Origin of the sequence: Dolichospermum lemmermannii CS-548 (assembly GCF_028330815.1) — a bacterium.
Classification (GTDB): Bacteria; Cyanobacteriota; Cyanobacteriia; order Cyanobacteriales; family Nostocaceae; genus Dolichospermum; species Dolichospermum lemmermannii.
Genome location: NZ_JAQMTJ010000030.1, coordinates 1 through 12,321 on the forward strand (window position 1 = coordinate 1; position 12,321 = coordinate 12,321).

A 12,321-nucleotide genomic window follows, 5' to 3' on the forward strand; every position below is an offset into this window, starting at 1 on the left:
AGTAAGTAGACGAAAATAAATCAAAGTAGATTAAGTAATGTAAAAAATCTGGAGATGATTTCGTAGTAAGGGCTTCAGCCCTCAAATGAGGAATAAATTCCTCACTACAAACTTTGAATTATTCAAGCCGTTCTACTTACTGCATGGTTAAATCTCAATTTAGCTTATGAAACTTTGGATGAATCAACCAAACAACGAATTGCCGATTTGCGGTTGATTACTTATAATCCATTTTTAAATAAGCCAGGAGAACCTCGCCAAAAATATCGTGAGAATAAGAATATTCCTCTCATTAGTCCTGTCTTTCCTCACCCATTGGTGAGAACACATCCAGAGAGTGGTAAGAAGATTTTGTATTTAGATTACACCACAGAAGTTGAAGTTGTTGGTTTAGAACCCCAAGAGGGCAAAGAATTAATTGAACAGTTGAGAAATCATCTGCATCAGCCTAAATTTTATTATCAACATAAGTGGTCTGTAGGCGATATTGTCTACTGGGATAATCAATCTACTTTGCATTATCGCCAAGCTTTTGATCCCAATCAACGTCGAGTTATGAAACGCATTAGTTTAGCGGGTAGTCGCCCATTTTAGGTTCTGGAATAAAACGATTTGAATTGAAATTAAGTGAGGAGACATAATTATGAACTTTAATCAACAACGCCGCACAGTTTTACAGAAATTTATTCAATACTCAGCGTTAGCTTTGGTTTTTCTTTCTGCTCCTATTGCGACTAGTATAGTACAAGCTCAAAATGCTACTAACAAAACAGGTATCAAGACAAAAGTAGTCCGACTTGCTTATCAAACATCTGGTGATATTGTGAAAATCAAAGGAGTGGTAGATAAGCGTCTTGAACCTTTAGGTATCAAGGTAGAATGGTCTCCGTTTCCTGCTGGACCACAACTAATGGAAGCCATGAATGCAAACAAAGTTGATATTGGTTCTGTGGGAGAAACTCCACCGATTTTTGCTCAAGCTGCTGGCGCTCAATTAGCTTATATTGCTGGACGTAAACCTAGTAGTGGAGAAGGTAGTGCTATTGTTGTTCAAAAAGATTCTCCTATTAAGACAGTTAAGGATCTTAAAGGTAAGAAAGTTGTTTTTCAAAAAGGATCAGCATCACATTATTTACTCCTGAGAGCATTAGCTGAAGCTGGTTTGAAATATAGCGATATCCAAGCAGTTAGTTTAACTCCAGCAGAAGCCCGTGATGCTTTTATTCAAAAGAAAATTGATGCTTGGGTTGCTTGGGACCCATTTGTTGCATTCGTCCAAAAAAATGCTAATGCTCGTGTTTTAAGAAATGCTTCCAGAATTGCCACTCAAGGCGGATTTTATATGGCTAGACGGAGTTTTGCTGTGGAAAATCCAGAAGTTGTGCGGATAGTTTTAGAGGAGGTAGATAAATTAGGAGAATGGGCAGAATCTAATCCTGATGAAGTTGTAAAAATTCTTGCACCTGAACTAAAACTTGATCCTGCACTTTTAGCTGTGGTAGTTCGGAGACGTACATTCCGTATCCGCCCAATTAACTCATCTCTTGTTGCTGAACAACAACGCATTGCAGATTTGTTTTATAAAGAAGGTGTTATTCCTAAACAAATTTCCATTAAAGAGTCGGTTTTAAGTTCTCAACAATATGCAGCTATTACACCCCAAAGAATTAGTAAGAAATAACCTGTAGTTATTCTGATTTTTACCACGGCGGTTAAATCCCGCCATAATTATTTTCCTCATCACTTAATAAATTATTATGAAAGTTTCCTCTCCTGCTACTGATTTCTTCTCAAAGTATGGAACTAAAAAAAATAAGTTCCAGTTTAAGTTTATCAAAAATCGCTATTTCCAATCATTCATACCCTGGGTTGTACCAATTACAATAATTATATTGTGGCAATTTTTATCTTCTATTGGTGTTATTCCTACAAGAATATTGCCAGCACCTTTAGCAGTTGTTACGGCTGCTATTAAATTAACTCAAAGCGGTGAACTTCCCAGAAATATTGGTATTAGCTCTCTAAGAGCAATATCTGGTTTTTTATTAGGGGGAAGTATTGGCTTTAGTTTAGGTTTACTTAATGGTATTTCTCCTATTGCGGAAAAGTTACTAGATACATCTCTGCAAATGCTACGAAATATTCCTAACTTAGCATTAATTCCATTGGTAATTTTATGGTTTGGAATTGGTGATGAGGCGAGATTATTTCTAGTATCTTTAGGTGTTATGTTTCCCATTTATTTAAACACTTTTCATGGGATTCGTAGTGTTGATCACGGATTGATTGAAATGGGTAAGATCTACGGTTTAAATACTTGGGGTTTATTCTGGCGAATTATTCTCCCAGGGGCTATGTCTTCAATTTTAGTGGGTGTGCGGTTTTCGTTAGGGATTATGTGGTTAACTCTCATTGTTGCAGAAACTATTGCTGCTGATTCCGGTATTGGTTATATGGCTACCAATGCTAGAGAATTTATGCAAACTGATGTTGTGGTTTTAAGTATTGTAATCTATGCCTTGTTCGGTAAACTGGCTGATATAATTGCTAAAGCTTTGGAAAACTACTGGTTGCAATGGAATCCCAGTTATTTAAAGGGTTAATCTACTAATACCCGATAGGATTAAAGTTGATTTTGGTAAAAGTATTGTTTTCTTAGTCCATTTATGTAATACTCTTAGTCATTACCCAAATAATACTGTTTACCGATAGAGTTAGTGTAGTTATTGATTGAAAAATTTTACACTTAAATAAGAATTATGCAAGTTCTTTGGTTTATTCCCACACATGGTGATGGACGCTATCTAGGAACTGCTCTAGGTGGTCGTTCAGTTAATTTTGATTATTGGCGACAAATTGCCCAAGCGGTTGATCAATTAGGGTTTACAGGGGCTTTATTACCTACCGGTCGTTCCTGTGAAGATGCCTGGATTTTGGCTTCAACTTTGGTAACGCACACTAAAAAAATGCGGTTTTTAGTAGCAATCCGTCCGGGGTTGATGTCACCAGGAGTAGCGGCGAGAATGGCAGCAACTTTTGATAGAATTTCTGGCGGAAGATTATTAATTAATGTCGTGACTGGTGGTGATCCTGTTGAATTAGCTGGTGATGGGTTGCATCTTAGTCATGACGATCGCTATCAATTAACTGATGAATTTTTAACAGTTTGGCGAGAAATTGCTGGCGGTGAAATTTCTAATTTTGAAGGTGACTATCTCAATATTAAAGAGGGGAAAATTCTATTCCCTAATATCCAAAAACCTCATCCACCTTTGTGGTTTGGTGGTTCTTCTCCGATTGCTCAAGTAATTGCTGCCAAGCACGTTGATGTTTATTTAACTTGGGGTGAACCACCTCAACAAGTGGCAGAAAAAATTGCTGCTGTGAGACGTTTAGCTCAAGCACAAGGGAGAACGTTAAGCTTTGGTATTCGTCTTCATGTCATTGTCAGAGAAACTGAAAGTCAAGCTTGGGATGCTGCTAATGATTTAATTCGTTATGTAGATGATGCAGCTATTCATAAAGCTCAACAAGCCTATTCTCGCATGGATTCAGTTGGACAACAGCGGATGAAGGAATTACATAATGGTAGTCGGGAAGCATTAGAAATTAGCCCTAATTTATGGGCAGGAATCGGTTTGGTTCGGGGTGGTGCGGGAACTGCATTAGTAGGTGATCCTGATACTGTTGCTAGAAGAATGCAGGAATATGCAGACGTAGGAATTGATACTTTTATCTTTTCTGGTTATCCCCATTTAGAGGAAGCTTATCGGGTAGCAGAATTGCTTTTTCCTCGTTTACCTTTGGATAATTTACCAACAATAGAACCACAATTATTAAGTCCTTTTGGTGAAATTGTTGCTAACCGGGAATTTCCTCAACAGCTTCAAGAACAACTTAGAGAAACAACAGTAGCAACTGTAGATTAGTTAAAAATTAATTAAATCAAGAGGTTTTTGTCAAATGGCTTATATTTTAGCAATTGCGGGTAGTCCTTCTCATCCTTCTAGAACCTACGGAATTTTGGAATATGCAACTCAAATTCTTTCTGAACAAGGCTTAGAAACAAATATTATTTCTGTGCGAGATTTACCTGCTGAAGATTTAGTTTATGGACGTTATAACAGTCCAGCTTTAGAAAAACCAAAAGCATTATTAGAACAAGCAAGTGGTGTAATTATTGCCACCCCAATTTATAAAGCTGCTTATACAGGGTTACTCAAATCTTTTTTAGATTTATTACCTCAAAAAGCTTTGAATGGTAAGGTTTTATTACCGTTAGCTACTGGTGGTACAATCGCTCATTTATTATCAATAGAATATGCTTTAAAACCAGTTTTAGGTGAATTAGGTGCAAGGCATATTTTAAGTACAGTTTACGCAGTAGATAAGCAAATTCAAATTCAAGCTGATGGTAGTTTGCAATTGGATGAAGAAATTGATCAACGTCTCAAAGAAGTTTTAACCGAATTTATCCAAGCTGTTAATAAATCCCAACCTGATGTCAAGGAATTAGCATATAGTAACTAAAGGTATTTATGAATCAATACTCTGATTTGCTATCGGAACTATCTGATTTTCTTTATCCTCGTAGTCCTTATTATGGAGATTTGAATTCAGAACGTTTAGAATTTAATGCCCAACTTCAAGATTTTTCACAACGAGTGAACTATATTTCTGGTCTACAAACTGGTGGTAAACTTTCCTCAGAAGAGGCTTATAAACAAATACGTATTCTCTGGAAACAGTTAAAAATGTCCAAGAAAAAAATATTAAGTTGCTAAAAAAAGGAGATCCCCGACTTCTATCATTGGTTAATAATTTAATTGACATCATCAAATAAGAAGTCGGGGATCTTACCCCAACTAATAAACCCAAAAAAATTACCATCGTTTGCATATTTCATCATCAAAATTGTCGGAGAATTGCAAGCGAGTAGTTCCCACAACTAAATTATTTACATTTTCTCCAGGGGAAATAACCTGGACTCAAAATTGATAAATACCTTCGTTCGTGGGATTATAAAATGGTTTTAAACCGATGGTAATTGTTTAATTAGCGGTAACTAGTACACTGCGACGTAAGTTAATCAACCATTAAAAATTCCTGAAAAGCTTGTGTAATCTGCTTTTTTAATTTTTAATTGTTAATTTTTAATTCCGCCCTGCGGTACTAGTTGGTTGAAAATAGCAATAATAGTTTGCGGTTGATGTGGATTTTTGGCTAGGGTAATACCTAGCCTTTTTTTGTCCATTTGTTTCTCCAAAACCAATACTGTTTTTTTTGATCAAATTCAATATTTTCTACACCGTCTATTTGTGAAAAATATTAGTAATATGCGCCAACCAGGCTATAAGTTAAACTAGCAAGCACTAATGACGTAATAATTACATAGACAAAATTTCGCTGTAAAAGAAAAGTGCAGAAAGAAATGATCACGCGCAAAATGGGGATAGCAATGAGTATTAACAGCCCTAATTGAATGATTCCCCGGCGGCTACCTGCGAAAACAGCATTTACTACACCTATGGGGGAGTGAAACTCAGATGGTGTGCCTATAAATATTTGATATTCCGCCGGCTCAGAGCCATGATGAATTAAATATAGTATACCCCCAAATAATACCATAGAACTAGCGATTAAAACTCCATACATTAGCAGGTTACTGAGTAGATATTCTAATTGTTTTTCATTTGCTGATTTTGTAAGTTTTTGATTACTTAAATTTTCATGATCATGATTTTTAAGACGCTGTTCTTCTAACTGTTGAATATCACAATCTCGCTCTTCTAATTCAAAAGTGAAATTTCCAACTTTTCTTTCTATCTCTGTTGTGCAAGTCCACCGAAAACCAGAATTTAATTTATACATAATTACAGCCCTCCTATTAGACTGTTATAGACCATTTTTAACGCCATTACTACCAATACAAAGCTGAAGATAATTCTTAAAATTTGGGTTTTAGCACCAATTAAAATTCTCGCTCCTAAAAAAGCACCTGGTAATACTCCCAACATCACCGGCATAGATAAACCTGGATCTATATATCCCTGTGTTAAATAAACACCTGCTGAGGCTGCGGCTGTGACACCAATCATAAAATTGCTGGTGGTAGTCGAAACTTTAAAAGGGAGACGCATGGCTTGATCCATAGCCAATACCTTGAATGCTCCCGAACCAATTCCCAACAAACCAGAAAGCACTCCTGCTACTAACATAATACTGAACCCAGCAGGTAAAGCGTGAACTTGGTAAGGGATTACACCATCAGGAGTGGGGTAAGTACCATTAAGTTGGAGATATTCTGCTAAAGGATCTGGTGGAGCAATTTCTGTTTGTTCTGGTCTGGGGCGTTGAGACAAGTATGCTGAATAAATTAGCACAATTGCCAAAATCAAGGAAAGTATTTTTACGGTTACATGAGTGGCAATGAGAGCGCCAATCAAAGCACCAATGGTGGTGGCTACCTCCAGAAACATCCCCAAGCGCAGATTAGCGTAGCCTTTTTTAATATATGTAGAAGCTGAACCTAATGATGTCGCAATAACTGATACTAATGATGCTCCAACGGCATAGCGAATATCAACACCAAAGACGGAAGTTAATAACGGAACTATGACGACTCCACCACCTAACCCAGTTAATGCTCCGACTAAGCCGGCACTAAATGATCCCAACCAAACCAGTAAAGAAAATGCTAATATGCTCAATTTGAATTCCCCTTTTGTTTAATCTATATTTATGATGCCTAGATAATTGTTGTTAGCAGGATGTAAACAGAAAACTTCGTTTATCTATACAGAAGATTGAGGAGACTAAAACTATGACTGTCGAGGAAGATAAAAGTACCCAATCCGATTAAGATAAAGGACATAAAGCGATTCCCATATTTAGTAAAGATATCAGCGATGCCTTCGGCGGGCGTAGCCAACGCTTGATTGTGAGTTAACTTATGTGCTACATAACACAACACCCCCACCAGTGAAAAGAAAACACCCAAAATTACCAATAGACTTTGCCAATTACTGCTGGCAAATATCGGCACATAAATACTAATGTTATCAGTTCCATTGGCAAATGTGACAGCCGCAACACTATAAGTTTGCAAATTAAAAAATCTCGCTATTAGCGATTCCTGAGAAACTTTTGTTTCTGTCTCTGCATCCTCTAGTTCATCTGTTTCTCGATTCATTAAACTCTTGACACCAATGATAATTGGAACTAAGCCAAATAAACCAATCCAGGGGCGGGGTAAAATCAATCCCCCAAAAAAACCAGGCAAACTAGTTAAAATCAAGGCTGTAAAACCTAGATATTGACCAATAATAATATGCCAGCGGCGAAACTTAGCATTTACTTGAGAAAAAAACAAGGTCAAAATGACTAAATCATCAATATTTGTGGCACTAAAAGCCATTGCTCCGGTACTAATTGCAGTTACTATACTCATAGCGATTTTAGATTGTGGATTTTAGATTTTAGATTTTGAATTTTTGATGATCAAGAGATGTTGAGTAAGGATTGATGTTGATACTTCCCAATTACCAATCACCTATTACCCATTACCACCACTTAATAGTTATTTCTTTCTGCGAATCGAGCATGAATATCATCAACTCTTTGAATGATTCCTGCTGCTAAATGGGGAGAACGTTGTTTTTTGATAAAAAACCAACCGCAAGTAGCAAAAAGATACAACAAGAACAAATAAGGAAAGGTATTATAAGGAGCTTCTGGCATGGGAAATAGGCTACTACCAGGAATCCCCACACTACCGATAACTGGGATCATCATGAACGCCACAGCTAACACAGCAAATACAATATCTATGACGCGGAGTTTTTTGATTTTGTATAGATAGACTGGAGCAGCAACGGAAATCAGAATATAAACAGTTAAAAATCCATAACTACACATAGCTCCTAAATAACCCATACAATCGAATAGTTTGATATCAAAGAAAGACATCATTGCCGGGATGAAAAATGTCAATAGCGAGCATATAGTGACGGCAACATGAGGAGTTCTATTGGCTGCGTGAGCATTACCTAAAGAGGCATGAAACAAACCATGACGAGCCATTAAAAAAGCTACTCTAGCCGCAGGATTGATACTACCGAGAATGCAAGCAAAGAAACTAAACAACGCCCCTAAAGCTACCAATTCTCCTAAAAAACCCACTCCTGCTTGTCGGGAAAGAAAACCCAAAGGTTCTTCGGTGTCTTTAATTGAAATTCCCGTACCTTGAAAGCCTAGAATTTCTATATAGGTTGTGGCAACAAAAAATAACCCTGCAAGGATAACACTACCCATAACGGCTCTAGGTATGGTACGTAATGGTTTTTTAGCTTCATCACCTAAGCTAGTCGCACTTTCAAAGCCGGAAAAACCAAACATTACTAATACAAGTCCTGTGGCTACACTACCAGGGGTAACACCAGACAGGGTGATTTGGGACATATCCACAGCAAAACCTTTGTGCGCCCAAATGATGATACAAAGAATTACTATTAAAAGTACAGAAGCACCTTCTAACCAAAGCATAGCTACAGCCGAAAGTTGGATATCTTTATAAGCTGCATACCAGGAAATCCCTGCACCAATAGCTAACAGTGTAATGCTAGAAGGATGAATACCCAAATGACCAATTAGCATTCCACTAAAATTAGCAAATCCGCAGAGAACGGACATTCCCGTAAATAAATAAGCCAGCACTAAACTCCAACCACAAATTACTCCTGCTGTTGGTCCTAAACCTTGGGTGATGTAGGAATAGAGAGAACCAGGAGACGCGGAACGACTAGCAAATTGGTTAATGTTAATGCTGACTAACATTAGTCCCATCAACCCAATCACAAAACTTAGCCAAGTCCCATTTCCTGAAAGTGCCACAATTAAACCAATATTAGATGCTGGTACGGTTGTGGGGGCAATTACAGCAAATGATTGGGCTAATACTTCCGAAAAAGAAAGGCAGTTTGACCGTAATCCATGAATACTTTGATGGGAAGATATTTCTTGTTTCATTTTTGTGTTTTTATAGTGGCAAATGACACATAACTTGATAGGCTATGGGGAATTATTGACGCTTGTCTGATGAATATCTATAAGGCACATTTGTTTATGTTGATTGTGGACAAACCTAATCTAAACTTTTTCTTTTTATTATATTGATTATTTAAAATTAGATTTTACAGTAATCAACTCCGCATATCTATGACAGTCTGGCTATTTTCGGTAAATATTTTAGACTATCAACACCAATTCTTGAAAAGCCATAATAATCACCATTCTGTAACCTGTATCCTTTAAATGCCAAGTTTTAATAACTTTTGCATCTATGAATACATTTGAGGTCACGAACCGTATTTATATTGACAAATTAAATACTACCTTATGTGTTCCCATGAAGCAAGTGTTATGTAAAAAATATTTTCTCGGCTTTTATTTATAATTTACAAATCCTACAAAGTCTATCGGAGTTAGTGCTATTTGATTTTGATAAATTACTTTTCTCTGTTTAAGCTTATAAGTAATATAAAATACTCCTAAATCACGACTTTATTAGTGTTGTTTTGAATTAAATTATCTTTAAAGCTCTATTTACAAAGCCTCAAAAGCCTATAGAGTTATTTGCCTTAAAAAATACTCGTATAAAAAAATAATATAATATTGTTGCCAACGTAACCTGATAATGGTAACTTGGAAAACGAAATTAACTCATGATCAGAAAAAAACTCAAATTTTACAGATTTCTTTTAAAAAGAAAATCAATTTTTACACCTGATTATCATCTTGACTACTTGTTCTCATAGTTATCAGCTAAATATTCTCAAATCGGAAATTACTACCATGAAAAGCTGGAAATCCATATTGGTTCTTGCATTGTTATGCCTGAGTTTACTATTTACTAACTCCGCATTGGCTGATCCACCAAGATACAAGAAAAATCCTGATTACATCACACTGAATCAACAATTGCATCAATTACAAACAACGAAAGCTACACAAACCCCATTAGCTGGTTATACACTAGAAGAAATTGACCAAAAAATCCATGATTTAGAATTTCAAAAATCTGCTTTTGAGTCAGGAATTGACTGGGGACAATGTAGTAATCAAACAGGAAAAACTCTAGCTATATATGGCACAGAACCAAATTTGGAAGATGATGATTACTCCAATAGTGCAGCATTATATTTTTTAGCTGATGGTCAAACGACAAAAGATAGATGGAATTGCAAAGGAATCTATCTACCCACAGATGTTAAAGCTGTAGCTTTAGGGTTAAACGGGGAAAAGGAAGAATTAACTAGTGATGTTGTCATTAAAGTTTTTAATGGCACTAAGGTAGTATTAAAAACCAACCCAGATATAAGTGCAATTGAATTTAATCAAGTGGGAACACAAATTCTTAAAGCTGGTGAAATTAACTGGTTTGTTCCTAATGTTACCCAAGCAGTTATAGATGCAAAAATTACTAACGCACCTACTAAAAAAGCTTAATGGTCATTAGTTGAGTAGGTTGGGTTGACGCAAGGAAACCCAACATTATCAAGACTTGGTTGGGTTGCACTGTCACTTAACCCAACCTACTCAACTCATTTTTTATTAACTGTTTTTCTTCAGATAGCAGAGTAGTTTCAGTCTCTATCCTGCTATTAATAGCGGTAACTCTATGGAAATTAGGCTTAATAATTAGACTGACACCAATAGCCCAAGCTAACGCAACCATCCAACCGGCGAGAATATCGCTAGGAAAGTGAACCCCAAGATAAAGGCGTGTCCAAGCAATAGCTAATAGGTACAAGCTACCAACGCTTAAGACTAACCAACGCCAAGGACGATGCCAAGTTAAAATTACTACAATTACTACTAGTGTCATACTTGTCATGGCGTGACCACTAGGAAAAGCATAATCAAATTCAGGTGCTTTTGATACCCATAAATGGGGACGCACTCGATGTATAAATTCTTTAGCTGTGCGGTTAATAAGCAAATTTCTGCAAGCTGTAGTTAGTAAGTAAGCAAGAGTTCTCCACCTTCGTCTGCTTAATAATACAATGGCGATAGCGAAGCGCTCCGTAGGAATCGCACTCAATACAGGTAGCGCAGTCCAGAATGATCCCCACTTAGTCAGCAATACGGCAAAAATATCCAGTTGGGGATTAGCTGTAGAGTGAATCGCCAACAAAATTGGTATATCCCAGGGAAAACCACCGTCATTTTCCCAAATCTTCACCGCCAAGATTTCTACAACCTGCAAAGGCAAATATACACCCATAAACATCAGCAACAAAGAACGCCAATGAGAAAGTAATAGGGTTTTAAGAAAATTAAGCGGTGAATTACTCTCACCCCCACTTTTTTTTAGTTTTTTCATAATTCTATACCAGCATACAAGTATCATTTTTATCAAAATACTGAGAATAAATCAAATATCGTAGTCCAGGTTAGAGAAATAATTGGCTGCGGAGTCCTAAAAATCAGGAAATTCCTACGAAGACAACTTTATAGATACTGGTACTAGACATTTTATTATTTATTGGCTTATAATACAGTAACCTGATCGAGATGCCGTAGTTTCATAAAAATTGCCAAAACCAGGGCTGGACTTAAATGCTAGGTATAAAAAATTACTCTTTGAGAGTCATAAAAGTCTACTTGCAAGATTTATAAATAGTCATCTTGAACAAACCTAGACCGCGATTTTTTGTATTTATAAAATTGGGTCTATCTAAGCTTATCTTCTTTATTTCTCAAATAACTTACACTAACACCAGTATGGACTATTTATTACTACCAGCTTTCAGCTTTTTTATTGGCATCATTGTGGGTTTAACAGGAATAGGTGGTGCATCTTTGATCACTCCTATGTTGATTTTTGTGTTTCAAGTACCACCTTCTATTGCTATTAGTTCTGATGTAGTTGCAGCCACATTAATGAAAGTAGTCGGTGGAGTTAAACACTGGCAACAAAAAACTCTTGATTTAGAAATAGTTAAATGGTTGTCAATGGGTAGTGTTTCTGGTTCGCTGTTGGGTGTAGGAGTTTTACATCAACTTAGACAAACTGGAGAACATAACCTAGATAACCTCTTACTGCGGTTACTAGGAGTCATGATTTTAATAGTTACATTTACAGCATTAATCCAAATGTTGTTGATGACATTTTTTCCCAAAATCAACTTACCCGAATTGCCAAAATTAAATTTAAAAACCAATCAAGGACGTTTTCTAACTTTACTCATTGGCGCAATTTTAGGCTTTTCTGTGGGAATGACAAGTGTTTCATCAGGCTCTATGTTTGCCTTAGCTATC

13 protein-coding genes are annotated in these 12,321 nt (G+C 36.5%); 8 read left to right on the forward strand and 5 right to left on the reverse strand.

Annotation, left to right across the window (positions count from 1 at the left end; genetic code table 11):
- The first annotated feature begins 120 nt into the window (after positions 1-120).
- The 6 genes from PN450_RS01590 (at position 121) to PN450_RS01615 (ending at position 4,784) form a co-directional block, all read left to right on the forward strand.
- Positions 121-594, forward strand: a complete 474-nt coding sequence (locus PN450_RS01590; protein WP_271835222.1) for a TauD/TfdA dioxygenase family protein — start codon at positions 121-123, stop codon at positions 592-594.
- Between the two features lie 49 nt (positions 595-643).
- Positions 644-1,681 carry a sulfonate ABC transporter substrate-binding protein gene (locus PN450_RS01595; protein WP_271835213.1) on the forward strand — a complete coding sequence of 346 codons (1,038 nt, stop codon included), beginning with the start codon at positions 644-646 and terminating at the stop codon, positions 1,679-1,681.
- Between the two features lie 76 nt (positions 1,682-1,757).
- Complete coding sequence (ssuC, locus tag PN450_RS01600) at positions 1,758-2,603, forward strand: aliphatic sulfonate ABC transporter permease SsuC (protein WP_271835214.1); 846 nt, start codon at positions 1,758-1,760, stop codon at positions 2,601-2,603.
- Between the two features lie 156 nt (positions 2,604-2,759).
- Positions 2,760-3,929, forward strand: coding sequence for an FMNH2-dependent alkanesulfonate monooxygenase (gene ssuD / locus PN450_RS01605; RefSeq protein ID WP_271835215.1), 1,170 nt, complete (start codon positions 2,760-2,762; stop codon positions 3,927-3,929).
- Between the two features lie 34 nt (positions 3,930-3,963).
- The gene (gene ssuE, locus PN450_RS01610; RefSeq protein ID WP_148762180.1) at positions 3,964-4,530 is read left to right on the forward strand and encodes an NADPH-dependent FMN reductase; all 567 of its coding nucleotides are present in this window, start codon (positions 3,964-3,966) and stop codon (positions 4,528-4,530) included.
- An 8-nt stretch (positions 4,531-4,538) separates the two neighbouring features.
- The gene (locus tag PN450_RS01615) at positions 4,539-4,784 is read left to right on the forward strand and encodes a DUF7219 family protein (protein ID WP_168465256.1); all 246 of its coding nucleotides are present in this window, start codon (positions 4,539-4,541) and stop codon (positions 4,782-4,784) included.
- Positions 4,785-5,328: 544 nt separating this feature from the next.
- Here the strand turns inward: PN450_RS01615 and PN450_RS01620 are convergent.
- From PN450_RS01620 to PN450_RS01635, 4 genes are all read right to left on the reverse strand, one after another.
- A complete protein-coding gene (locus PN450_RS01620; protein ID WP_271835216.1) occupies positions 5,329-5,871 on the reverse strand; it encodes a DUF1634 domain-containing protein in 543 nt (180 codons plus the stop codon).
- 2 nt (positions 5,872-5,873) lie between these two features.
- On the reverse strand, positions 5,874-6,710 hold the full coding sequence (locus tag PN450_RS01625; protein ID WP_168694657.1) for a sulfite exporter TauE/SafE family protein: 837 nt from the start codon (positions 6,708-6,710) through the stop codon (positions 5,874-5,876).
- Between the two features lie 80 nt (positions 6,711-6,790).
- The gene (locus tag PN450_RS01630) at positions 6,791-7,450 is read right to left on the reverse strand and encodes a cadmium resistance transporter (protein WP_271835217.1); all 660 of its coding nucleotides are present in this window, start codon (positions 7,448-7,450) and stop codon (positions 6,791-6,793) included.
- A gap of 122 nt (positions 7,451-7,572) precedes the next feature.
- Complete coding sequence (locus PN450_RS01635) at positions 7,573-9,027, reverse strand: APC family permease (protein WP_271835218.1); 1,455 nt, start codon at positions 9,025-9,027, stop codon at positions 7,573-7,575.
- A gap of 768 nt (positions 9,028-9,795) precedes the next feature.
- Here PN450_RS01635 and PN450_RS01640 point away from each other — a divergent pair.
- On the forward strand, positions 9,796-10,506 hold the full coding sequence (locus tag PN450_RS01640; protein WP_271835219.1) for a hypothetical protein: 711 nt from the start codon (positions 9,796-9,798) through the stop codon (positions 10,504-10,506).
- A gap of 76 nt (positions 10,507-10,582) precedes the next feature.
- On the opposite strand, the gene PN450_RS01645 is transcribed toward PN450_RS01640, so the two are convergent.
- Positions 10,583-11,383, reverse strand: a complete 801-nt coding sequence (locus tag PN450_RS01645; RefSeq protein WP_271835220.1) for a phosphatase PAP2 family protein — start codon at positions 11,381-11,383, stop codon at positions 10,583-10,585.
- A 401-nt stretch (positions 11,384-11,784) separates the two neighbouring features.
- Here PN450_RS01645 and PN450_RS01650 point away from each other — a divergent pair.
- On the forward strand, positions 11,785-12,321 hold a 537-nt coding region (locus PN450_RS01650; protein WP_271835221.1), incomplete at its 3' end, for a sulfite exporter TauE/SafE family protein.